Genomic DNA, 24303 nt, shown 5'->3' on the forward strand with positions numbered 1-24303 from the left:
CCAATTTATGTGCTTTTATAAGGCTTACAAATAACATACTAAACATTTTGTTGTAGCGAACTACAACTATCTGCCGAATACAGCAGACCGACTATCCAAAGGATAGACAAATCAATATTTTAATTTCGGTTGTTTCAAAGAACTGTGCAAATATGTATAGTATTTGTGCATCCTATCTGCACGCATAAATATAAACTTCTAAAATGAGATAACGAAATCGTTTCTTACATAAATAACATTCTTTTCTTTTTCTTTTTAGAAATCGTTTAAAATAACAAGTGCACACCTACTGCACACATTTTATGTATCTTTAGCATTCCATTAAAAATCAAAAGTATGGCAACAAATAAACACGCTATTATAAGATATAATACATTAGATCGATGTTTTAGTAACTCAGGGAAACGATATTACATAGAAGATCTATTAAAAGCTTGTAATGACGCTTTATTTGAATTTGATCCAAAATCAGATGGAATAAAAAAGAGGCAACTATACGATGACATTCGCTTTATGGAATCTCCGCAAGGATTTTCTGCGCCAATAGAAAAAATAAAAGTTGGTAGACGTACCTATCATAGATATCAAGATCAATCATTTTCTATAAAAAAACAACCGTTAAATGATAGTGAAGCTGATCAAATAAAATCTGCGATGTTGGTATTGAGTAGATTCAAGGGATTACCACAATTTGAATGGGTAAACGAGTTGATTCCAAAGCTAGATCAAACATTCAAACTTTCAAATGAAAGTCAGGAAATCATAGGTTTTGATACCAATGAATATTTAGTTGGGACAGAACATATTTCACCTTTATTCAAGGCAATTCAACACAAACAAGCGTTAACTATAATGTATCAATCGTTTAAAGCTAAAGAATCACAAATACTACAATTTCATCCGTATTATTTAAAACAATACAACAATCGCTGGTTTCTATTTGGAAAGAATACTGAATATAATAATATAACAAACCTAGCTTTAGACAGAATAAAAAATATAGAGCATGCTTCCATTCCGTATGATGTAAGTGAAATGATCAATTTTGAAGAATATTTCGATGATATTATAGGAGTGACGATGCCTAAAGATCAGCCGCTGGAAAAAGTAGTTTTAAAAGTATCTTCAGGTTTAGCTCCTTATATTAAAACAAAACCGTTGCACGGTTCGCAAAAAAAAATAGAAGAAACTAATGACAGTTTTACATTCTCAATCGAAGTCATTCCAAACTTTGAATTAAACAAAAAAATACTTGCGTTTGGGAAAGACATAGAAGTAAAAGAACCTATTTTTTTGCGAAAACAAATACAGACAATTCTAAACAACTGTGCTGAAAATTATAACTAGTGCAGAATCATTGCACGCATTGAGCTTATATTTGTTGTATAATTATAAGAAAAAGAATTAATATAAAATTTGAATGAAAGATAACAGATTTTTACAAATAATAGCAACACTGCGAACGCTTAAAAATACCTCAGTTAGTAATCTCTCGGAGAAAGATTTACTAATGCTAGAATGTTTTCTTTTACTACTTAGAAAAGAAAATATCATAAATAGGGATAATATCAATTTGAACATTAACAATAGTAAGATAGAGATTAAAAATTCTATAATGATGCTGTTAAAGGATTCTTATCATTTAGAACTTGAGGAGTTGTTTGAGCGTCATCTTTATAGCTCAATAGAGACGGTTAAGAAGCATTATTTGAATCATCTAATTCAAGTATTTGTAGACATTAATAATGATTTCATAGAAGAAAAAGGAATTGAGTTATTCGAATACATATTAGCAGAAAATTTTAATTACAGAGATCAATATGCAGATGCTTTACAACCTGACGCAATTACCAAAATCATGAATCATTTCGTGCCAAAAACTGAAAAATACAGTTTTTACAACCCGTTCGCAGGATTGGCCTCTTTAGCTATTGATTTGCCAAAGAATGTTGAATATGTTGGTGAAGAAAAAAATTCAGTAATTCAAGTATTGGGAAAAATGCGTTTGTTGATGTATAATCGTCCTGCAAATTTCATATTTGAACAGAAGGATAGTTTGCAAAGTTTTTATGATGATAAAAAATATGATTTTGTAGCGTTTAATCCGCCGTTTCATTTCAGAGTAAAAAGTGATCATCATGAAAATAAATATTTTTCAAGAAGTAATGCAAATGCATTCATTATTTCAGAATGTTTTAAAAAGTTGAAAGAAGGAGGTAAAATGGTGTTTTTAACGCCTAATGGATTTCTCTTTAGAAGAAATCAAAAAGAAGTAGCACTAAAAAAATTTCTAGTAGACAATCAGTATTTAGAATCTATTATTGCGCTTCCTTCAAGTATTTTAAACTTTTCATCTATTCCTGTAAATATCATTACACTCAGCAAAGAGAAATCTCCAAGAAGTAGCGTTCGGTTTATTGATGCAACTGATATGTTTACAACGTCAAAAATGAAAAGAAATATAGTTGACGCAGAAAAGGTAATAACACTAATAGATGAGTATGCAAAAAATGAATTTGTTCAAGACGTATCATTTAAAGAAATCGCTAAAAATGATTATAACTTATCGGTAAACAGATATGTCTTTGAAGAGCTACAAATACCCGAAGTATCAAATTGAAGAAACCGAATATGAAAAAGTGGATGTAATGACATTCAGAGTTTTATACATGTATAAATTATTTAGATTACTTTTCAATCCGAAATTAAAAAAACACCTTTCAGAAGAACATATACAAAGTATTAAACAAAAAGTAAAAGAACAAATAGATGAAAGTTTAGATAGTCTTTCCTTTGATGATATAAAGTAACTATATATAACTTTAGTTAGGAACTAAGCCTTATCAATCTCACGTTTATTCAATCCAGTAAGTTTTTTTATAGTGTCAATGTCATAACCAACGTTTTTCATACGGCGTGCAATATCGAAACGTTCCTCTTTTTTGGCTTTATCTTTTTCAATTTGAAGTTTAAAAGCTTTCATTTCTTCTGATTCCTGTTCTACCAATTCGTAAAAGCCACTTTTGCGGAGTTCTTCCATAATGTCTTTATCTCTAAAACTCGTAAAACCACTTTCAGTTATAATCAAATGATCTATAACATCGATATTAATTATTTGACCAACTTTCAAAAGTCTATCCGTAATGTTTTTGTCTGCTTGCGAAATTTTGAGGTTTCCGCTTGGGTGGTTATGCACTAAGATAATGCGCACCGCAAGCTTATAAATTGCCATACGGAAAACATCGGGCGGTGATACATTCACTCTATTTTGCGCACCAATGGCAACCAGTTCAATAAAAAGTATCGTATTATCCGCTTTTAGTCCAACAATCCAAAAATGTTCCTGCGCTCTACGTATTTTGTTTTGACGCAAAAGAATTTGTTGCATAATACTATACACATCATGCGCATTAAGAATTGTTATTTTTTGTTCTTCGGTAAGTCTTACATTCATACAGTAAATATAAAAGATAAAATTAAAATGTAAGTTAATGAATTAAGAATAATAAAAGGAGTTTAAAAGGGAGCTACTTACACCTAATCTTACACCTAAAAAAATAAACCCTTGTAAATCAATGAATTACAAGGGTATTTGTGGAGCCGGGGAGAATCGAACTCCCGTCCAAACAAGCAATTAAAATGCTTTCTACACGTTTAGTTTTTGTTTAGTTTTCGACAAATAGCTGACCAAAAACCGCCCACTATATGCTTATCTTCTTAGTTGTAAAAACTACGGCGAAGTTACGTAGTCTCGATGTTGACTTTTATGGTGTCTCAGATATGATCGCCATCAACAAGGGCTATCAGGAGACATTCAGCTTTCCCGTCTAACGGGAACTGAGGCTTATCCTACTATAATTCGGATTAGGCAGCTAAAGCGTAGTTATTCTCGCCATTTAAAAAATGTGAAATATGAGATTTACGAGCTATTTCTCAGCGCTCGACGTGCTTACACTCCAATTCGACTCGCTGTCAAAACCAGGCGACCCCAATGTATTTAATAACTTTTCCTTTAAATAGAAAAGGATTGCGAAATTACTAATTCTTTTCTATTTACATACAAAATAAGTATCAAAAAGTATACCGAGTACACTTTTTAATACGTATGATGTCATTCTGGCACTCATTGTATTGGTGAAATGCTATAAATTCAAATTTAAGAAACTACCATATTTAGATACGAAATTCTACAAGTTTCTCCTTTTTCAAAATACATATTTCATGAAATATAAGTGTACTAGAAAATAAAGTTTTAATCATATTAAAAATCAGTTGTAAAAACTTTCAAAATCTAATATCTTCGGAGAAAAATAAATAAGGCACAAAACCTATGAAATTCGCTATCATAAAAGAACGTAAAAATCCGCCAGACAGACGTGTGGTATTCTCTCCAAAAAAATTAGCCGAAGCCAAAACACAATTTCCAGCAGCAACTTTCAAAGTGGAAGCTTCAGATATTCGTGTGTTTTCTGATGAAGCGTACGCGAAAGAAGGACTTGAAGTTGCTGCCGATATCTCAGATTGTGATGTGATGATAGGCGTAAAAGAAGTGCCACTTGATTATTTAATACCAAATAAAAAATACTTTTTCTTTTCACATACAATCAAAAAGCAACCGTACAATCGTAAATTACTACAAGCAATACTCGCTAAAAATATCGAAATGTACGATCATGAAGTCATTACAAAAGCAAATGGCGGACGCTTAATTGGTTTTGGACGTTACGCTGGTTTAGTTGGTGCATACAATGGTTTTAGAGCGTTAGGTTTGCGTGATGGTTTATTCAACTTGCCAAAAGTGGAAAACCTTCCAGACTTAGATGCTGTCAAAAAAGAATTAGACAAAATAAAACTACCAAACATTAAAATTCTACTCTCTGGAACAGGAAAAGTAGCGTATGGAGCCAAAGAAATCTTAGATCATCTAGGCATCAAAGAAGTTTCGGATGCTTTATATCTTACATCTGACTTTACAGAACCTGTATATTGTATGGTAGATGTAATGGAATATAGCAAACGCGTAGATGGAAAAGTAGGCGATAAGTATAAATTTTACGATGATCCTAGTGGATATGAAAGCAACTTTATGCCGTATGCAAAAATGACAGATTTCTTTATTGCTGGACATTTTTATGGCGATGGCGCCCCTTATTTATTCACACGAGAAGATGCCAAACATCCCGATTTTAAAATCAATCTAGTTGCTGATATTTCTTGTGATATTGATGGACCAGTTGCAAGTACCATTCGTCCTTCTACCATTGCTGATCCTTTCTACGGCTATGACCCGAAAACGGAAAAAGAAGTCGCTTTTGATGCAGAAGGCGCAATTACAGTCATGGCAGTAGATAACTTACCATGCGAATTGCCAAAAGATGCTAGTGAAGGTTTTGGAGAAATGTTTTTAGAACATGTAATTCCAGCTTTTTACAATGGTGACAAAGATGGTGTATTAGCCAGAGCTAAAATGACAGAAAACGGAAAGCTTACGGAGCGTTACGTGTATCTTCAAGAGTATGTAGACGGTAACTAATTTTAGTCATTTACTTACATTTTACAGATGTGCAGGTAGGAATATTGAAGCTTAGGTTGTTCTATTTATGAAACAATCAAATTAAAACCGATGAAAAAAATACTACTATTTCTATCCTGCTTATTAGTGTTGAGTTTTTTCTCTTGCGAGAATGATGACAACTCCACAGTACCAGTAAATGAAGAACCGCCAATAAATATCAACTTCGAAGAAAACTTCGGAACTACAATCTCAGCACGCTTTTTAGGACGTGTGGTAAACGAACAAAACGAACCAATTCAAGGAGCAACTATTCGTATTGGAAATGCAGTCACTTCTACAGATATTTTCGGAATATTTTCTGTATCGGATGTTACTGCTTTTGAGAAATTCGCATACATCACCGCAGAAAAAGACGGATACATTATTGGTTCAAGAGCATTAGCTCCTTCTGCATCAGAAGTGAATCGTGTTGAAATTATGTTGCTGAAAGAAGATGTAATTGCAACGATTAATACAGGGCAACAAGCAACGGTAAACTTATCAAACGGAACAGAAGTTACATTTGATGGAAACTTCACAAAAGAAGATGGTTCCGCCTATAATGGTGATGTAAACGTAATTTTAAAACACCTAAGTCCAGATGATGAAAATATGGACACCATGATGCCAGGAATGTTATTTGCACAAGATGCAAGTGGTGGTGCTGTAGCATTAGAAACGTATGGAATGTTAGCAGTTGAACTTAGAAGTGGTTCAGGAGAAGAATTACAACTAGCAGACGGAAGTACATCACAAATATCAATGCCGTTAGCTGCAAATGTTACCAATCCGCCAGCTACAATTCCACTTTGGCACTTTGATGAAGTTGCAGGATATTGGATTGAAGAAGGAGAAGCAACCTTACAAGGAAACATGTATGTTGGAGACGTAAGCCACTTTTCTTTTTGGAATTACGATTATCCGTATCCATCAGTCTACTTATGTATTGAATTACAAGACGAAAATGGAAACCCAATGTCGTATACACCTTTAGATTTATACTCTACCTTACTAAACTCAACAGGAACTTACGGATATACAAATGCTAACGGAGTTGAATGCGGATTAGTTCCGGCTGGAGAAGAACTTACAGTTATTGTTCCAGGAGTTTCTTGTAACAATGATCCATTTACTACAACGATTGGACCATTTACAACGAGTACAACAACGACAGTAACGGTAGTTGCAAACAATCAAAATACATCAACGATCACAGGAACATTTGTTAGTTGTGACGGAAACAATGTAACTGACGGATACATTCAACTATTCATAAACAATCAAACTCAAATAATTCCTGTAACAGACGGAACAATAAACTACACAATATCGTATTGTGGCACATTAGACTATTCTCTCAAAGGAATCGATGTTGCAAATAATCAAGTTACTGATGTTATATCGGGAACATTAAACGGAGCTGCTACCTTAGATTTAGCAACACTAAGTTCATGTACAGGATTTGTAGACTCAGACGGCGATGGTATTTTTGATTCATTTGAAGATTTAAATGGAGATAATGACCTTACCAATGATGATACAGACCAAGATGGAGTTCCAAACTATTTAGATGCTGATGATGATGGCGATGGAATCGATACTGCTGATGAAGACTATGACGGTGATAACGACCCAACAAATGACGACAGTGACGGCGATCAAATTCCTGATTACTTAGATGCACAAGATGTAGTAGTATTTACAGTAGAAGTACTTGGAACTGGGTGTGATCCTGTATCATTTGATTTAGATGCAACTGTTACTCAATTTGGAAATAACTTACATACATACGCGTTCTATTTAACACAAGCAGATGCAGCAGCAGGTACAAGTCCATTAAGTTCACCTTTTGGAGTTCCAATTGTGGATTTAGTTGGAAATACGCAAATGATTTTTATAGTAGCAACCAATATCGCTTCGGGACAATCAGCTACTGGAATAATTTATTTATACTGGAGTTATGTAGATAGTGATGGTGATGGACTTACAGATTGTGAAGAAACTACAGGAATTGATAATCCAAGTACAGGTTTAACACCAAATGGAATAAGTGATCCAAACGATCCGAATGATCCTTACCAACAACCAATAGATATTACTTTAAGTGTTGATAATAATGTAACTGCTTCTGAAGGAGATGGTGCTGCTGTCATAAATATATATTTAAGCCAAACAAGTACTGTAGACACAACTATTGATGTAACTACAATTGACGGATCTGCAATAGATCCAGATGATTATGTATCAACTGTATCAGTAATTACAATTCCAGCTGGAGGAACACTAGTTACACTCTCAATTCCAATAGTTGATGACACTTTAGTTGAACCAAATGAAACCTTCACGTTTGTTGCAACAGTCACCTCTGGAAATACGCTAAATAACGTCGCAGATAGTATTATAACAATTATTGATAATGATGGTACAGGAGGTAACTTTCCACAATCTGGCGATTTAGCAACTTGTGATGATAACGGAAATGGTGTAGGTGTTTTTGATTTAACTTCTATGGATGCTTATTATCTAAATGGAAATTCAGGAACAGTGACTTATCATCAAACACAAGCGGATGCTAATGCAAACATAGCTCCATTATCTTCACCAGCAACTGTTGGAAATGGCTTTACTCTTTTTGTTAGAATAGACAGTCTAGGAATTGTGCAAATATCTATCTTAAATTTAGTAGTAAACTCAATCCCAACAGCTCCAACCGGATTGAGTTTAACAGCTTGTGACGGAAATGGAGATGGCATTGCAACTTTTGATCTTTCGCAATTAAATGTGCAAATTGTACAAACACAACCAAGTTTGCAAGTTACATATCATGAAACGCAAGCGGATGCCGATAACAATATAAATGCTATTCCGACAACATATACAAATACAACCTCACCACAAACAATCTTTTATAGAGTAGAAGACCCGCAAACGGGTTGTTTCAATACGGGAACAATTGATCTTATTGTAGATCCTAGTTGTTAATATAAAAATCCGAAAAAATAAGAAAAGCATCTCAATTCCGAGATGCTTTTTTTGTGGGTAAAAAGTTTTCTACTGTCAAAAATAAGATCCACAAGAAAAATCCAAAACTTAAGGTAATTCCTAAAGTGCGCGTTCTATACATTGGATTGGAAATACTATCTACACAATCTTTCAATAAAATAATTGGATCACTAAACAATTCCCAAGAGTTCCAACGTTGAAATCTTCCTAGATAAATACCAAATCCGCATAAAAATACAGTGATAAACAATATTCGTTTGGCAATCGTTCTATTCCATTTTTCAGTCAAAATAAGATACACTTGATGCATTGATAACAACCCTAACACCAATCCATTCCAAGCAAAAGCAAACAACATAAAAGGATCGAGCCAAGGAAGTGATGATAGCGAATGGCGTAAATGCATTAAATCTGTGATGAGGTATGGCGCATTTGGTAAAAATAGCAACCAAATTCCTAAAATTAGCAACAACGGAAACGTTTGTTTCTTTAACCAAACAGTCTTAGAAAGTGATGAAGAAATTAAAAAAGGAAGCGTTGCTAAAAACAAATTCCAAACTAAAAAACCATAAAACAAACTTCCGGTAACGTATACGCGTAAAAGTAACAGCGCAATGCAAAACAAGCCGTTCAGTAGTAAAAACTGATATACTTTAAAAGTATTTGAATTCATGATAGTTTCTGTTTTAAAAATTGTTGCCTCAAAACATACATCAAAAAGAAAAACAGCAATACCCAAAAATACGGTTCGCTCATGCGGCGTGTCTCCAAACCTGCTTTTTCAGAATAATCGGCATTCATAATTTCTTCTTGTTTTCGCAACAAACGTTCTTCTTGTACTTTTGTTTCTAGTGAAATATATGTGGTGCTGTGCGTCAAGATATTTTGCGAAAAACTCTCACGTAAAGCACGCAACCAATGGTCTTTCTTTCGTGTCGGATTCAAATCGTTCAAATCGTGAAATAATCGTAATTGCAAGGCATTCAAATACGGATTTCCTGAAAAATTGGGATTCAATGTTGCGGTGTCATCAAAACTTACCAATGAAGGTTGATCGTTATTTTGGAGAAAACTCGATTGCCCATTTCTTGAGAATTCTACCAATTCTATCGTGGACGGAAGCTTCTTTTTCCAATGCGAATGTTCAATTAAATTATGATACGGAAATGCTTTTTCTGTTTCCCATGAACTATACTTTCCCGTAAAACGATTGGCTAATGGCGCATACACAACGACATACGGAACGCGCCGTTGATCGCGATGTGCATACTGAATTTGTGCAATTGCTTTTCGGTAATTAAACCCAGATTCTTTCGGGTTCGTTTTGGTACCCCAATTGACATCAGCATCAACATACAAAATAGTTGCTTGCTGTTTAACATCAAATGATAATTGTGAAAAATCTTCTTCAAATTGCGCTCTGAACGGTTCGCCTATGGTTGTATTATCGACTAAAAAATAATACGTTACTGGAGCTTCTATTTTTGGCAACGTTTCCTTAATATTACTCGGAACATAAAACGTATTCGGACTCAATTCGGTTACGTTTTGCGCTAGCGGTTCTACATCAATTGCAATAGGCGTATGATTGATAGAAAAGTTGACAGGCGTTCTGTGATACAGCGTAAAACCTGATGTGCGCGTTTCATCTTTCTTAAAAGGAAAAATCTTCAAAGAAATCACATCATCATACAAATACTGCAAAATTCCAGGATCGCGCCGTTGATTGGTAATCTGTTCGTAAATCCAATTGGCAGCTTTCTTTTCGGCTAAAATCCCGAACGTTCTGCGACCTTCAATGTCCAAATAATAATCAGAAATAAACACATCTTTTGGCAAGGCAAATTCGCTTCTAAATTCGCGCATGCCTTTGCTATTCATGTTTGTAATGGCTAAATGCAATTGTGTTTTATAAAAATCGCCTTTAGCAACATATTCAGTTTCGTAGGTGTATTTTACGGTTGCATTCAAACGTTCAGGCGGACGATAGCCCGACCAAGGAAATGTTTGTTGTCCTAAGAATAAACGTTGAATTTCTTTTGTTTTTTGGTGTGATACTTGCAAATTATCAAACACATACCAATCGTAAAAAAGTGATAAAATAGGCAAACGTTGCTCTGGATTTTCAATAGAAAGTCTACGATTTCCTTTGTGCATTTCTCTAAAAATATATTCAATCTTTTTAACATCATAATCTGTATAGGTTGTATCTGAAGCGTCAAATTCATGCGTTTCCGCGATTAATTCGTTGAGGTAATCTCTATGATTTGCACAAAATCCAACATAGCTTACAGGAAGCAATAACAAGCAAGCGATACTTAAAATGATCACTTTATTTTTGCTGTATTCCTTTAAAATTAAAGGCAATTGTTTTGACATGATTTGATACTGTAATAACAGCAACACAATTGGCGTTAACATCAAAATTCCTGCACCAAAAACGATCAATGCTACAAAAGAAAGTGGTACAAAAGGCAAGAAGATAACGAAGAAATACAACACAATCGGAATGCCAAAACTGGCGCATAAAAAACCGATAAATTTTGCTAAAACGGAATCCATCAACAGTAATGTGAGACCAATTACATTTATGGCAAATGCGATGTAAATTAAAGTATAATTAAAGTTTCCAAACAATTCAAAATTTACATTCAAAGCCAATCCGACATACGGAAAAATCAATCCGAAAAGCAACACCATAAACGGATGTTTTGCTTTCAGGTTTTTCCCAACCATATTTCCCAATACAAAACGCAAAAAGAAAAATAGAAAAGCCGTAATGGCAATGCATACAGTTATTTTGGTCACAAATATTTCTAAACCATGATATCCTATTGTACGATTTCCAAAAATTGGAATAATGGCAATTACAAAAATGTACATGACAAACGGAACAAGAATAGCTGAACCCAAATTTTTCAAGTTGGATGAAAGTGTTCCATCCGGGCGAAAATATTTATAAATAAGATCAAGAATTGCATGAAAAATAGCGGGAATCGTCAAATACAACGGAATAATTTCGTAATTAACGCTGCTCGATTTTATGCGTGGAATGCCTCTAAAAAGATTCGATTCATACAACCAAAAAAGAAAAACTGCGTAACAAAGTATAATAGCGCAGGGCAAAATCCAATTTTTGATTTTTTGTGTTACTTCGAGAATAATTAATCCTGAAAATAACACAATTAAAATACCCCAACAAGTCGCTAAGCCTGAAAAATTAAACGTGTTTCCTTCGGGCGAATTGAATGCATTGTATAGCAGCCAACCCAAAAATAATTGCGGTAAAAGTAAGGATATAACATATCCGAGTGTTTTATGTAGTTTGAGTGGTAACATGTTTTGGTGAGATAAAATGATTTATAATAAGTAAGATGAAAATGTATAAAATGCTTCCGAGTGCTAAATGCGCATCTTTTGGATCAATAAACTGGTTCGTCCATTCCCATTCGGCTAATTTCATAGCGCTGATAATTCGTGTGGTATTTGCTAAAATCATGATGAGATAACTGCAAATTCCTAAAAAAGTGACACGCAAAATTGTATTTCTAATGGATTGAAACGTGCACAGTTTGAAACATAAAAAAGCAACACAGATAATAAAAAAGTTTCCGCCTGCACATGATTTTTCAATCACAATTCCGATTGGTGAACTAAAACCAATAGCATCAATCCACTCAAAAGAAGTCTTTGTAAATACTTCCACAAATGGAATCATTGGATACATAAACCATTTCAAAGCGTTTACGGTTGCAACGCTATACAAAGCTTTCAAGCATAAAATTAACCCGAGAATAAAGCCGATTTTTTGATATGTTTTGTTCATTTTGCAATAGTTTAAAAGCTTAATATTGAGATGTTTAATCATTATTTTACTTGAAATAATAAACAATCATTTAAGGAACATTATAACTCACAATCACACAGGCGTAACACAAACCAATGGGCACGTTTATAATCATGAGGAGCAATGATTTTAAGATTTTTTTGCGTTTCAGTTCGCTATGCATAAAAGTGATGAGCAGTGTAAAAAACAAGATGCTATTTACTAGTATTGCCATCAACATATAATAAATGCCATAATCTAAAATGGTATGTGCGCCAGAAAAATATAAATAGGCAATTAGTAAAAAAGTTCCGCCTAAAAAGCTCAAAATCGCAGTGATTTTTGCAGCTTTCAATAATTGATATAAAAAGGTAATATTCATTGTTATTTTTTTTGAAATTGAATTTGAAGGATGAAAACGAAACCCGAACTTTTCAGCACTCGAATCCCAAAAAGTCAGGAATCGTTTTCTCACCAAACTAACTGTTTTTTGAGTTATGAGTTATGAGTTGTCAGTTTTGAGTTTTGAGTGAAGTCGAAGCCCCAATCAATCTTTCGAGACACAAACATTACAATTCCGAGAATCAAGAACAATCCGATACTTCCAACAAGCAACGCGTAGTTTTCCATTTGAATAATTACGAAAATAAAACCATACAAAGCTGTTAATGAAGTTCCAATGAATACTGGAAATTTCCAGTTTTTTAAGATCGATTTCGAATAGAGTGTAATCATCACAATGACGGCAGTTCCTGCAATGAGATATGCTTTTAAGAAACTACTATGTTCCGAAATGGAAATCAACAACGTATAAAACATCACGAGTGCAATTCCGATCATTAAATACTGAAACGGATGAATCGGAATTTTGCTTAATGTTTGAATGAGGAAGAAGACTAAAAACGTCAATCCAATCACTAAAAAACCATATTTCGCCGAGCGTTCACTCTTTTGATATTCGTCCAACGGAATGATAAATTCGGTTCCAAACGCGTATTGATTCAAATTTGGTAGCACTTTAAAAAACTGTTGCGAAAATGAACGATTCGTATTCAAAAGTTTCCAATTCGCTTCAAATCCGCCATTTTCGGTTTCTCTTTCGCTTTGTGTGATAAAATTTCCAGCATGTTTGGGATCTTTCCAATCAGACTTCATCTGAACATTTGTTACTTTTCCAATTGGGATAAACTGAATACTTTTACTACCATTATACATGAGTTTAAAATTGAACGAGCGATCTGCTGTCTTTGGAATATCAGCCAATGCAATAAATGAACTTTCGAGTTCTTCCAACTTCGTATGCGATTTATTAATTGTATTAAAATTGGTTTCAAAACCATATTCGTTTCCGTTTAAGTTTAGTTTAACTTCACTTTTCAAACCTTTCAAATTGGTGGTTTTAATCAATAAGGTTGCTTTTTCCCAAACAATGTCAGCGTCAGCAATTGATTTTGATGAAAAATCTGGTGTTTCAAAAGTTCCCGAAGCGGCAATATCAGAGGTGAAAACTGCGGTTTCAAAGTTGTTTCGCTTTTTTGAAGATGCTTTCACGTCAGCTGTAATGTCTAACTTCTTAGGGAAAAAATAGGCGTATTTTATAATCGTACGATTTTCTTTAAACGTTTCTTTCATTTCCTCATTATACTTCACGGTTTCTTCGTAGGTTTTGTACGGAACTTTTAAAATAGGTCCATAGAGTAGAATGGAATTTCCCCACTTGTCATTCAATTCGCTCACAACACCTTGTTGTCTGATTTCACGTTCTTTAATCAATTTTTGAATCAGCGTAAGCGGAATCATAAGTAATAAAATTAATGCGCCCATCATCAGCATACGTGCTGTGATAGAGGTTTTGAACCAATTTGCAACTTTGGTGCCGTTGTTTTTTTCTGTTTGATGTGTTTCCATTTTTTTTGTTAGTTTTTAAAGTACTTTGAAATTCAAAGTTGATAGATAAAAAAAAGATTTTACTAAGTTGCTAGGAGTGAAGTCTAGCGTTTTTGTTTGTACAAAGTACCGTGTTTTTTTGTGTCTTATTCGTGATCATTTAGTAAGTGTTTGTATTGAATTAGTATGTGTTATGATTTTTATATTATTCGCTCTTTCTAATCAATTGTTCCAACGCTTCAATATGTTTTTTAAATTCTAGTTTTCCCAAAGGTGTTGCGCTGTAACGTGTATTTGGCTTTCGCCCGATAAATTGTTTCTCAACCTTTATATATTCAACCTTTTCCAGGGCTTTCGCGTGGCTCGCCAAATTTCCATCTGTAATAGACAGTAATTCTTTGAGCATTTTAAAATCGGCAAACTCATTCACCATCAGAATGGACATAATGCCCAAACGAATTCGGTGATCAAAAGCTTTATTAATATTTGTGATAATACTCAAAATGATTATTTAGTGGTTCGTTCAATTAAAATATACATCAATCCGCCGTAAACGATGTGAAATACACCAAAACCAACTGCCCAAAAATACAAACCGTATCCAATATATTGTGTGGCAATCAATCCTAAAATGATGTTGGCAATTCCTAAATATTTAACATGTCCGAGTGTAAATTTACTTGCGTTGACACAAGCCAATCCGTAAAAAATAAGTGTTACAGGCGCAATCAGTCCAACCAATCCTTTTTGAAGAATAATTAAAGCGAAAACTCCTCCAGTTACTAACGGAATTAAAAAGTTGATCAATAGTTTGAAAGCTGCTTTATCAAACATTTTCTCGCCGTTTTTTCGTGCTTTTCGTTGTGTTAAAACGATTCCTGTAACAATTGCTAGTAGAATAACAATGGCGGCAATTACTAATAATTTTGTGGTAACATCACTAGTTTCTGTATAGCGTCCGCCTTCAAGAAACCGATTGTTTACGTTGTATGCAGACATAATTTCTTGTCGTGCAAACCAGGCGCCAATTAAGGCATAAATCCCAGCGAGAATTCCCGAAAGTCCACTCAAAGAAATGAACCGAGATGATTTATTCATGAGATTTTTAATCTCCTTAATATCGTTTAAATAGTCTGATGATGTCATAGTAAAGCACTTTGAAATACAAAGTAAAATAAAAAGTATGACATGTGCAAGAAAAAATAGTTTTTTAGATACTAATTAATTAGAATCATTTCCATAACTTTAAAGACTTAACTTAAAACAAACTACTTGAATAAAGTTTTAAAATATCTTAAAGATATTGGCCGATTAGAACCTTTTGAAATTAAGAACAGTAGCTTTACGTTCGCGCTTGCCGGTCCTAGTACATATATTTATGTAATGATCATGTTGTATTACAACCCTGATCTCATAATTCCATACCGCGGTGAAATTGTATTTTCTGTATTGTTTGTAGTTGTAGGATTGATACCGTATTTGAAAAGCAAATTTTTAAATGAAAACTATGGCTGGGTTACGTTCATCAGTTTAATTATTTTTCAATATTATCTTACCTATACAACAGCACTCAACAATTTCTCTTTAGATTATTTGTTAGTGACGTATGTCTTTATTTTTGGATCTGTGTTGCTATTGAGCAATCGGTTACTTGTCATTATTTTCAGTGCTTCACAGCTGATTCATTTGGCGTATCGTGTGTATTATTCTGAGTTAGATCGGATGTCTGAAAGTGCAATTTTAGTATCGATGAGCACCATTTTTATATTTTCTTTTTTGGTGATGAATGGTTTAATTCGATATAGAAGAAACCTAGAAGCTGTCAATGTAGAATTGGAAAATAGAATTCAAGAACGTACACTCGATTTGGAAAATAGAGCCAAAGAATTACTCCGAAAGAATAAAGATTTAGAAGAGTTTGCGTATGTAGTTTCACATGATTTAAAACGTCCGTTGCGTAATATTTATACGTTAACAGATTGGTTGACCGATGATGATGAGTATGAATTTAACGAAGAAGCCAATCAAAGTTTGCGACTTATTAAAGAGCAAGTGACACAAATGGACTTGTTGGTAGAAGGAATTTTGAATTATTCCTTGCAAATGGATAAAGAGCAAGTTGTAAATACCGTTGATGCGCAAGCGTTGATCAAACGTATTATTACGGTAAATTCTACTGAAACGATTGACATCACGCTTAAAGAACGCTTGCCAAAAGTATCATTTAATGAATCGCAATTGTTGCAAGTATTTCAAAATTTAATTCAGAATGCCATTAAACACAACGATAAAAAATTGGTAGAAATTCATATTGGGTATAAAAAAATGAAAGTTGGACATCAATTTTCAATACAAGATAATGGACCGGGAATCGAGAAGAAATATCACGGTAAAATCTTTGAATTATTCCAAAGACTTCAAATAAACACAGAAATAGATTCTATTGGAATCGGTTTGGCATTGGTAAAGAAAATCATTGAGCGAAACGGCGGAAATATTTATGTAGAAAGTGAACTAGGCAAAGGAACAACGTTTGTTTTTACCATTCCAGCGTAAGTTGTATAAAAGCTCCATAATTTCAATATGAACAGAAACGTATTTAAAAATCTTGGAAGGCTTGAGCCTTTTGAAATCAGGAATAGCAGCATTACGCTATGTCTTGGTGCGCCGAGTACGTTTATTTATCTGGAGATTATGAAATATTACAATCCAGATATTATCCTACCTTTTTATGGAAACATCATCTTTGCAGTACTCTTTTTAATTGCGGGTATTTTGCCCAATTTAAAAAACAAATTCATCTTACAACACTACGGATGGTTTGTTTTTGCATCAACGATGGCATTTCAACATTACCTGACGTATGCAACCAATTTGAATAACTTTTCATTAGATTGTTTGCTCGTTTCTTATGTTTTCATATTTGGTTCTGTATTGTTATTGAGCAATCGAATTTTAGTATTGATTTATAGTGCTTCAGAAGCATTGCATTTATCGTATTATGTATATTATTCCGATATAGATATTGCTGATAAAAGCAATATTTTACTATCGCTATTCGTGATTTTTGTGTTTTCTTTTTTAGTTATGAACGGATTTATTCGGTATCGAAAAAAATTAGAAGGTATGAATATCAATCTGGAAGAAGTTGTGCAAAAACGTACGTTTGATCTTGAAATTAGAGCCAAAGAATTGCTTGAAAAGAATAAAGATTTAGAAGAGTTTGCCTATGTAGTTTCACACGATTTAAAACGTCCGTTGCGAAACATTTATACTTTAACAGATTGGCTTGGAGAAGATGAAGACGAACAATTTCATGGAAGTGCCGCCGAAAGTTTGCAACAAATTAAACAGCAAGTAACACAAATGGATTTGTTGGTGGAAGGAATTCTGAATTATTCCTTGCAAATGGATGCGGAGCAAGAAGGAAAAGAAGTCAATGTGCATACGTTAGTAAAGCGTATTATTAGCGCAAATACGTGCGAAGATGTGACCATTTCGATTGAAAAACGATTGCCTAGAGTCACCTTTAGCGAATCAAAATTGGTGCAGGTGTTTCAAAATTTAATTCAGAATGCTATCAAACATACAGATAAAAAACACGTAAAAATTTACATTGATTATAAAGCTACAAAGGCGGCACATCTGTTTTCTGTGAGAGATAATGGTCCTGGAATTCATGAAAAATACCATAAAAAAATCTTTGAATTGTTTCAAAAACTACACGTTGATTCAGAAGTTGGAGCCATTGGAGTTGGCTTGGCATTGGTAAAGAAAATCATTGAGCGCAATGATGGTAAAATTTACGTAGAAAGTTCTGAAGGAAACGGCGCAGCATTTGTGTTTACTATTCCAAAACGATAGTTTCGAGTTTGTGTAAAAAAAAATAAACATAAAAATCCTTTATACATTTACGCTCTCATGAAAGAATGTATTACACAATTATAAAAATAAACATACGTTTATAAAATATAATTTTTCTATTTTTGAGTATTCCCACAAAACTAAATTGCTATAAAACATATCTATGTCAATTCATCTATTTAAAAAAATTGGTGTGCAGTTCTTGTGCATGTCCATATATTGCTTTACAATTATTGTTGTTGCTCAAGATCAAGATGCTACTGTACAAGTAGATATTCCTGCTTTTGAAAAATCGTTAGAAGAGAAATCTTTTGATCAATTGCTTGATGCCTTTTATGCTAGTAAAGAGTTAGATTCTACAAAAGCAGCTACTATTATTGGATATCTAAAAAGACATTTTTTAAATTCAAAAGATGAAAATGAAGTTGCTGGAACATACCTAACAATTGCGACTTGGCAACAAAAAAATGATAGTTTAAAATTAGCAATGGCTAATTTGGATATTGCAATAGCAAAAGCTACTAAATTAAATAATAAAAATTTATTGTATCAAGCTTATAATAAAAAAGCATCTTACTGGTTCGTTAATGGAGAAAACGAAAAAGCGTTAGATAATTTTTTACCAGCCTTAGAATTTGCCGAGCAAACAAATAATTTAAATAGGCAGATTGCAACTTCTAATAATATTATTCTTATTAATATTCAAGCGAAGAATAATTTAGGAGCTGTAGCACTATATCTTGATAATTTAAAGAAAATTGAAAGTTCCAATAACCAGGCATTTAAAAACACGAAGCTTCGTATTTACCAAGGTTTGACCAAGGCGTACATCAATTTAGATAAATATGAAGATGCTGCTTTGTATTGTAATCTAGGCTTGGAAATGAGTAAGCAAATAAATTCTATAGCTTTTCAAGGATATTTCCGTGTTTTTTTAGGTGAAATTGCTTCCAATAATGGTCGTTATAAAGAAGCACATGATTTATTTAATAAAGCTGAAGAATTGATTAATAAAGCTGGTGGAGATAAAATTATGGATATTTTTTTAAAACTGTATGTTGGAAAAACGTATGCTTTAGAAAATAAACACAAAGAAGCAATTGACGAATTACTGAAAGGCGAACAGTTATTAGAAGGAAATGATGTTAGTTTTTTGAGTATTCAAGAACTGTATGTGAATTTGGCAAAATCATATTTAGCACTCGATAACATTCAAGAAAGTACTAAATATTTTGAAAAAGCACACGATATATATGCTAAGAATGAGAAAGCTAGAGCAATCATAAATTCTCGGATTACACAAGTCACCTATAGTAAGTTTAAAAAACAAATTGATGCTTTACAAAAAAAGTCTGAACAAACTAAATATATATATGCGATAGGAATAACGTTTTTGTTTTTTGTAATTATTGGTTTAATTCTTTACAATAAGAAACAACAGCGAAAAAATAAAAATCTTTTTAATGATTTGATGCTTCAATTAGAAGAAAAACGTCAACAAGAAAAGCTTCGTCAACAAAAGTTACAGCAAGAAAAAGAAACTTCAAACCTGAAAGAAACAATCTCAGAAAAACGAGAAGCTATTGAAGAAGATGTAGCACAAACCGAAACAAAAGTACAACTTACTGAAATTGACAGTAAAGATGCCGCGATTTTAAAAAAGCTAACCGAATTTGAACAAAAAGAACAGTTTTTAAGTAAGGAAAGCACGTTGGTAGAAGTAGCTAAAAAAATACATACAAACACCACCTACTTATCCAAAGTAATCAATACACACAAAGAAAAATCGTTTACAGCATACATTACCGACTTGCGTGTCGATTACGCCATAGAGCGATTGTCTCATGATCGTAAATTTAGATCGTTTACTATTGGTGCCATTGCGCAAGAAATTGGCTTCAAACGATCGGAATCATTCTCAAAAGCATTCAAGGTAAAAACTGGATTGTATCCTTCGTATTTTATAAAAGAGGTTGAGAAACAGTGAGTTGGTGATTTGTAATAGTCGTTATTTATAAATTACGACTAGCTATTTTAACACTCAACTTTATTTTCTATTATATTTGAAACCACATTAAAACAAACAAAATTTAGGATGATGTAGTTTGTGCTACATTACTTAAATCGATACCAAGCGATGTGTTGTAAACCAAGTTACATCAACCCTAAATGTAACAATTAAAAAAAACTGTATGAAAAAAGAAAGAAAATTAAAATTAGAAGTGAGCAGAGTAAGTGTTTCAAAATTAAATCATATTATTGGATCAGGTCCAAAAATATCAATAGAACTTTGTGCACTTACGACTCAATGTGATACAAATATTGACGGAGATTGTAAAACCTATATAACCGTTTTAGGTACAGTAGATGGATGTTAATCTATTTCAAAATATATTTTATAAAACTCCTAAGAACTTCTTAGGAGTTTTTTTGTGTATTATCTTTCGTGTTCTGTTATTTAAACTTATCTGTATTACTTCTGAAAAATAGCGTTATAAACTATACCCAAATTACAAGTAAAACCCTTATTTTTGAGTAAACACCTACCCAAAATATATTAATACAAAGAAAACTGTATATGTACCTCCAAAAATGTACAGCGTTATTGCTGCTTATTATTTCTTTCTGTTTTAGTCAACAATCTTTTGCAACTACTAGTTTTCAAGACACAATTCAAGGTTTTGACAAAGAAAAATTTATTACATCTTTAAAAGAATTACCTCCAAAAGAATTTGCACGCCACTTTGCGGAACAATACTCACAAGATTCTATAAAATCAATGTTGAGTATTTCGCACATAAAAGCAAATATGCTAACATCTGAAAATTTGGAAGTGCAGTTTTGGGGATATATTGGTTTGGCGGAATCGCAAAATTATAAGACCGATTTTAAAGAGTCAATCATCTATGCTAAAAAAGCTGCAAAAATTGCAAAAACGATTGGTGATTCAAATTTATTGCTGAATAATTATATGTTTCAAGGAAAAATCTATTACGATTATGGCAAGTACCAAGAGTCCATGGAAAATTATTTGAATGCCCTAAAATATGGAAAAGAAATAAAGCTTGTAGGATTAAAATTAGTTGTATCCAAAAACATTGGGTTATTGAAAATTGAAGTAGGTGATAATAAAGGTGCAATCGATTTGTTAGAAGGAACGCTAAAAATTCTAGAAGAAGAGCATTCAGGAAAATTCAAATCATTGCATGTCAGTTTATACATTGCACTGACAAAATCATGTATGCGTGCGAAAGAATATGAAAAAGCCGAGTATTATGGTAATAAAGGAATTGATCTTAGTAATAAGTATGAAGATGAAGACGCAAAAGTCTATTTCTATAATTTTCTAGGAGAGACCGATATCTTTAAAGAGAATTATGCAAAGGCAGCACAATTATTAAATAAAGCATGGAATAAGGCACATGAAATTAAAAGCGCGCAATCACAATTACCTTTTATAAACCTCAACAAGGCAAAAATATATTATCATAATGGTGATTATAAAACAGCGATTGATCTTTTAGAAAAAATTGAAGCTAATGAAAAACAAAAAAACACAAATTTCTTTAGTCTAGAAGATATGTATAAATATTTAGGGAAATCGTATAAAACGATTGATACTAAAAAGAGTTTATATTATTTTGAAAAGGCAAACGAAGTGTATACAGAAAATGATAAAAAGCAAAATGAAATTGGTGTCGAAATTATAAAAAAATATGACCTGCAATCTTTAAAAGAAGAGTTAAGTCAGGCAGAAAAAACTTCAAAAAAAACAAAAATAATTTTATATGTAAGTGTTTCATTAGCTGCTATTGTTGTTGTAGGATTAATTTTTTTTTATAAAAGACGCGAAAAAAGCAACCAACGTAAATTTGAAGCCATTCTAAAAAGTTTGGAAGAAGAAAAAGAAGAAATTGCAGAAAAAGTTGATGAAGTTGAAAAAGTAGTCGTCAAAGAAGTTGTTCAAACAAAAGCTGCAAAAGGTAAAGAAACGGATCCAAAAGAAGTTGAAATCATAGACGAAACAAAAGAACGATTATTACGAAAACTACAAAACTTTGAAGCGAAAGAATCATACTTGAGCAAACACAGTAGTTTAAATGAAGTTGCCAAAAAATTAAAAACAAATACTTCCTATTTATCAAAACTAGTAAATGCCCACAAGGGAAAATCCTTTACTGCATACATTACTGATTTGCGTGTCAACTATGCGATCAAACGTTTAAAGAATGATAAAAAATTCCGTTCCTATACCATCGATTCTATTGCGCAAGAAATTGGGTTTAACCGTTCTGAGTCGTTTTCAAGAGCGTTTAAAAACAAAACAGGTTTATATCCTTCATATTTTATAAAAAACCTTGATAATCAGGATATTGAATAGTCTATTTTATGCTCGGAATTTATGAATTTCTAGATACATTTTACTAAAAATAACAAGTGTGGATTTATATTTGAGGATAACTTAGTAAACCAAAGTATTATGAAGAAAAGAGAATTCACCTCCAAATTGCAATTTCAAAAAACAACTGTTGTATCATTCAACAAAATGTTAAACGTTAAAGGCGGAACCTTACAAAATGTTGATACACGCGTTGTGAGTTTAGACGGATATATGTGTTTAACAGGCGCATGTGTTACAGATAGCCCAACGACTGCTATAGATAATACTTGCCCGCCTCCAACAACAAGAACTGATACTGACACAATTTACTGTGGAATAGATGTTACTAAAATAGATTGTCTTGAGACAAGAAAATGCTAACACATTAAAACCACCATATTTCAAAAGAGTTTACAAGATGTAAGCTCTTTTTTTATGTTCAAAAAATTCAAAATATAATGTATCTTAGATTTTTAAAGTACATTATGAATCCCGCAGAAGCATACATTTTAAAACAACCAGAACCGTACAAATCAATTTTATTACAACTGCAAGTTGTCTTTGAACACCTATTTCCTGAAATTGAATTAAAATACAAATACAGAATTCCGTTTTATTACCTAAAAGGAAAACCATTCTGTTACTTAAACGCAAGTCACAAAAGACAATATGTAGATGTTGGTATTGTAAAAGGCAACCAAATTTTAATTCATAGTGAACATTTAGTCACTGAAAAAAGAAAAGTAATGGCTTCATTGCGTTACAAAACGCTGGAAGATATTGACAATGGTGTTTTAATTGAAGTGCTAAAAAAAGCCGCTAGTTTATACTAACGGCTTTCAACTATTTTATATAAATTAGAAATCTAAACTTCGATTTCGCTCTGTTGCCTTGTCTAACAAAGTCCAAGCAGTCCAATAATTAAGAAGTCTAACAATCTAAGAAAGTCTAAGTACGTCTACAAAGAATTAATCGTTTTACGAATCTTTACCAAATTAGTTAGCAAGCGTTCCAAATGATCTAAATGAAGCATATTTGCGCCATCGCTTTTTGCGTTAGCCGGATCAAAATGTGTTTCAATAAACAAACCATCAACATTATTCACAATCCCAGCACGTGCTATGGTTTCAATCATATCAGGTCTTCCGCCAGTTACACCACTAGATTGATTTGGTTGTTGTAACGAATGCGTCACATCCAAAACTGTTGGAGCAAATTGTTTCATCGTTGGAATCCCACGAAAATCTACAATCATATCTTGATAACCAAACATGGTTCCACGATCGGTAATCCAAGCATTCTGGTTTCCAGAATCGTGTACTTTCTTCACGGCGTGTTGCATACTTTCAGGACTCATAAATTGTCCTTTTTTCAAGTTCACCACTTTTCCCGTTTTGGCAGCAGCCACCACTAAGTCTGTTTGGCGCACTAAAAAAGCAGGAATCTGTAATACATCAACATATTCTGCAGCTTTGACAGCATCTGAAGCCTCGTGAATGTCAGTAACAGTTGGCACGTCAAAGGTCTCAGAAACCTTTCTAAGTATCTTTAAAGCGTTTTCATCACCAATACCAGTAAAACTATCAATTCTACTACGATTCGCTTTTTTAAAGCTTCCTTTAAAGATGTAAGGAATTTCTAAAGCATCCGTAATTTCGATCACTTTTTCAGCAATGCGTAATGCCATATCTTCACTTTCAATAGCGCATGGACCTGCAAGTAAAAAGAAATTATTAGAATCGGTGTGTTTTATTTTTGGAATAGAACTGAGTTGCATACGTTGTAAAT

Annotated in this window: 21 protein-coding genes and 1 other RNA gene; 12 read left to right on the forward strand and 10 right to left on the reverse strand. The window is 33.0% G+C overall.

Going from position 1 to position 24303, the window contains the following annotated elements; translation table 11 throughout:
- The first annotated feature begins 336 nt into the window (after positions 1-336).
- From H2O64_RS15050 to H2O64_RS15060, 3 genes are all read left to right on the forward strand, one after another.
- Positions 337-1347: a helix-turn-helix transcriptional regulator gene (locus H2O64_RS15050; RefSeq protein WP_187563035.1), complete on the forward strand. Its 1011-nt coding sequence runs from the start codon at positions 337-339 to the stop codon at positions 1345-1347.
- 268 nt (positions 1348-1615) lie between these two features.
- On the forward strand, positions 1616-2620 hold the full coding sequence (locus H2O64_RS15055; protein WP_187563036.1) for an N-6 DNA methylase: 1005 nt from the start codon (positions 1616-1618) through the stop codon (positions 2618-2620).
- A complete protein-coding gene (locus H2O64_RS15060) occupies positions 2586-2810 on the forward strand; it encodes a hypothetical protein (protein WP_187563037.1) in 225 nt (74 codons plus the stop codon). The genes H2O64_RS15055 and H2O64_RS15060 overlap by 35 nt, the downstream gene beginning before the upstream one ends.
- Before the next feature lie 23 nt (positions 2811-2833).
- Here H2O64_RS15060 and H2O64_RS15065 read toward each other — a convergent pair whose 3' ends face one another.
- Both H2O64_RS15065 and ssrA read right to left on the reverse strand, forming a co-directional pair.
- Positions 2834-3454, reverse strand: coding sequence for a JAB domain-containing protein (locus H2O64_RS15065; RefSeq protein WP_187563038.1), 621 nt, complete (start codon positions 3452-3454; stop codon positions 2834-2836).
- A 138-nt stretch (positions 3455-3592) separates the two neighbouring features.
- Positions 3593-3990: a transfer-messenger RNA gene (gene ssrA / locus H2O64_RS15070) on the reverse strand.
- Positions 3991-4330: 340 nt separating this feature from the next.
- Here ssrA and H2O64_RS15075 point away from each other — a divergent pair.
- Together H2O64_RS15075 and H2O64_RS15080 are read left to right on the forward strand one after the other, a co-directional pair.
- Positions 4331-5533 (forward strand): NAD(P)-dependent oxidoreductase, encoded by a 1203-nt coding sequence (locus H2O64_RS15075; RefSeq protein WP_187563039.1) that lies wholly within the window; start codon positions 4331-4333, stop codon positions 5531-5533.
- A gap of 90 nt (positions 5534-5623) precedes the next feature.
- Entirely contained in the window at positions 5624-8536 is a 2913-nt protein-coding gene (locus H2O64_RS15080) for a Calx-beta domain-containing protein (protein ID WP_187563040.1), read from the forward strand.
- Between the two features lie 31 nt (positions 8537-8567).
- On the opposite strand, the gene H2O64_RS15085 is transcribed toward H2O64_RS15080, so the two are convergent.
- The 7 genes from H2O64_RS15085 to H2O64_RS15115 form a co-directional block, all read right to left on the reverse strand.
- Positions 8568-9230 (reverse strand): DUF1361 domain-containing protein, encoded by a 663-nt coding sequence (locus H2O64_RS15085; RefSeq protein ID WP_187563041.1) that lies wholly within the window; start codon positions 9228-9230, stop codon positions 8568-8570.
- Positions 9227-11896 (reverse strand): MSEP-CTERM sorting domain-containing protein, encoded by a 2670-nt coding sequence (locus H2O64_RS15090; RefSeq protein WP_187563042.1) that lies wholly within the window; start codon positions 11894-11896, stop codon positions 9227-9229. The genes H2O64_RS15085 and H2O64_RS15090 overlap by 4 nt, the downstream gene beginning before the upstream one ends.
- The gene (gene xrtK / locus H2O64_RS15095; RefSeq protein ID WP_187563043.1) at positions 11874-12383 is read right to left on the reverse strand and encodes an exosortase K; all 510 of its coding nucleotides are present in this window, start codon (positions 12381-12383) and stop codon (positions 11874-11876) included. The genes H2O64_RS15090 and xrtK overlap by 23 nt, the downstream gene beginning before the upstream one ends.
- A 70-nt stretch (positions 12384-12453) precedes the next feature.
- Positions 12454-12765 carry a hypothetical protein gene (locus H2O64_RS15100; protein ID WP_187563044.1) on the reverse strand — a complete coding sequence of 104 codons (312 nt, stop codon included), beginning with the start codon at positions 12763-12765 and terminating at the stop codon, positions 12454-12456.
- 113 nt (positions 12766-12878) lie between these two features.
- Positions 12879-14291 (reverse strand): cell envelope integrity protein CreD, encoded by a 1413-nt coding sequence (creD, locus tag H2O64_RS15105; protein WP_187563045.1) that lies wholly within the window; start codon positions 14289-14291, stop codon positions 12879-12881.
- A 184-nt stretch (positions 14292-14475) separates the two neighbouring features.
- Positions 14476-14772, reverse strand: a complete 297-nt coding sequence (locus H2O64_RS15110) for a winged helix-turn-helix domain-containing protein (RefSeq protein WP_187563046.1) — start codon at positions 14770-14772, stop codon at positions 14476-14478.
- 5 nt (positions 14773-14777) lie between these two features.
- Positions 14778-15416 carry a hypothetical protein gene (locus H2O64_RS15115; protein WP_187563047.1) on the reverse strand — a complete coding sequence of 213 codons (639 nt, stop codon included), beginning with the start codon at positions 15414-15416 and terminating at the stop codon, positions 14778-14780.
- A gap of 126 nt (positions 15417-15542) precedes the next feature.
- On the opposite strand from H2O64_RS15115, the gene H2O64_RS15120 reads away from it, so the two are divergent.
- The 7 genes from H2O64_RS15120 to H2O64_RS15150 all read left to right on the forward strand — a co-directional run bounded on the left by H2O64_RS15120 (position 15543) and on the right by H2O64_RS15150 (position 23348).
- Entirely contained in the window at positions 15543-16826 is a 1284-nt protein-coding gene (locus tag H2O64_RS15120) for a sensor histidine kinase (protein ID WP_187563048.1), read from the forward strand.
- 27 nt (positions 16827-16853) lie between these two features.
- The gene (locus H2O64_RS15125; protein ID WP_187563049.1) at positions 16854-18134 is read left to right on the forward strand and encodes a sensor histidine kinase; all 1281 of its coding nucleotides are present in this window, start codon (positions 16854-16856) and stop codon (positions 18132-18134) included.
- A gap of 163 nt (positions 18135-18297) precedes the next feature.
- Entirely contained in the window at positions 18298-20121 is a 1824-nt protein-coding gene (locus tag H2O64_RS15130) for a helix-turn-helix domain-containing protein (RefSeq protein ID WP_187563050.1), read from the forward strand.
- A gap of 205 nt (positions 20122-20326) precedes the next feature.
- Positions 20327-20512, forward strand: coding sequence for a hypothetical protein (locus H2O64_RS15135; RefSeq protein ID WP_187563051.1), 186 nt, complete (start codon positions 20327-20329; stop codon positions 20510-20512).
- A gap of 200 nt (positions 20513-20712) precedes the next feature.
- Positions 20713-22515, forward strand: coding sequence for a helix-turn-helix domain-containing protein (locus tag H2O64_RS15140; RefSeq protein ID WP_187563052.1), 1803 nt, complete (start codon positions 20713-20715; stop codon positions 22513-22515).
- Positions 22516-22614: 99 nt separating this feature from the next.
- Positions 22615-22896 (forward strand): hypothetical protein, encoded by a 282-nt coding sequence (locus H2O64_RS15145; RefSeq protein ID WP_187563053.1) that lies wholly within the window; start codon positions 22615-22617, stop codon positions 22894-22896.
- Between the two features lie 104 nt (positions 22897-23000).
- Positions 23001-23348 carry a DUF1801 domain-containing protein gene (locus tag H2O64_RS15150; RefSeq protein WP_187563054.1) on the forward strand — a complete coding sequence of 116 codons (348 nt, stop codon included), beginning with the start codon at positions 23001-23003 and terminating at the stop codon, positions 23346-23348.
- 125 nt (positions 23349-23473) lie between these two features.
- Here the strand turns inward: H2O64_RS15150 and kdsA are convergent, their stop codons facing one another.
- Positions 23474-24292 carry a 3-deoxy-8-phosphooctulonate synthase gene (gene kdsA, locus H2O64_RS15155; protein ID WP_187563055.1) on the reverse strand — a complete coding sequence of 273 codons (819 nt, stop codon included), beginning with the start codon at positions 24290-24292 and terminating at the stop codon, positions 23474-23476.
- Positions 24293-24303: the final 11 nt, after the last annotated feature.

Source organism: Kordia aestuariivivens (genome assembly GCF_014397005.1).
GTDB lineage: Bacteria > Bacteroidota > Bacteroidia > Flavobacteriales > Flavobacteriaceae > Kordia > Kordia aestuariivivens.